This window comes from Undibacterium sp. TC4M20W, assembly GCF_049340245.1.
Classification (GTDB): domain Bacteria; phylum Pseudomonadota; class Gammaproteobacteria; order Burkholderiales; family Burkholderiaceae_D; genus Undibacterium.
The window spans coordinates 1-254 of record NZ_JBMPPI010000099.1 but is presented as its reverse complement, the minus strand read 5'-3'; the positions used below and the strand labels follow the sequence as shown (position 1 = coordinate 254).

Sequence of the window (254 nt, the reverse complement as noted above, 5' to 3'; positions counted from 1 at the left end):
CGTTGCTAACGCAACAGTCGGCGTTTCCATCGATGCAGGCGCATTGACAGCACAATCTGCACTGGACGTCACACTGGCCCGCGGCGCCAACTTCCTGAGCCTCGGCGCTGGTAATGACCGCGTTGTATTGTTGGGTAACTATGTTGCCGGTACCTACAACACGACAGAAAACGGTGTGAACCTGAATGCACAGTCCACAGCGACTGCAGTTGCTCGCGTTGTAACAGACACGATCAACCTGGGTACAGGTAACG

Annotated in this window: 1 protein-coding gene; it reads left to right on the top strand. The window is 55.1% G+C overall.

The genetic code is table 11. The features are described 5' to 3' along the window. Positions 1-254: hypothetical protein (locus ACO0LL_RS30450; RefSeq protein ID WP_422954556.1), on the top strand; the 254-nt coding region annotated here is incomplete at both ends.